The sequence below is a fragment of the Parafrigoribacterium mesophilum genome, from assembly GCF_039652555.1.
Taxonomy (GTDB): domain Bacteria; phylum Actinomycetota; class Actinomycetes; order Actinomycetales; family Microbacteriaceae; genus Parafrigoribacterium; species Parafrigoribacterium mesophilum.
In genome coordinates this window covers 1-321 of the sequence record NZ_JBDJAF010000022.1, presented here as the reverse complement: position 1 = coordinate 321, position 321 = coordinate 1, and the positions used below count along the sequence as shown (strand labels likewise).

Sequence of the window (321 nt, the reverse complement as noted above, 5' to 3'; positions counted from 1 at the left end):
CCCTCGAGGCGAATCTGCTGGGAGCCCCACACGGTGCGTTCCGGTACCTGGCACGGCAGTCCCGCCTCCCAGTTGAGCGCAGCGTCGCCTGTGGCGTCGATGAAGCCGTCGGCCCGCACGCGCACGACTCCGTACCGTGTGGCGAAGGTGGTCGCGGAGATGACGCCATCGCTCTGGTCGACACGATGCACAGAGGCGCCCAGCACCACCTAGATACCCAACTCGGACACCAGATTCTCGATCCACCGTCCCAGCACGACCTCGTCGTAGCTGACGGTCATGGTGTGACCGCGATTGAAGTGCACGTCACCGGTCTTGCCG

The 321-nt window shown here is 65.4% G+C and carries 1 protein-coding gene; it reads right to left on the bottom strand.

From position 1 onward, the window contains the following. Positions 1 to 191: FAD-dependent oxidoreductase (locus tag ABFX56_RS15935; protein WP_346234347.1), on the bottom strand; the 191-nt coding region annotated here is incomplete at its 3' end. Between the last annotated feature and the right edge of the window lie 130 nt (positions 192 to 321).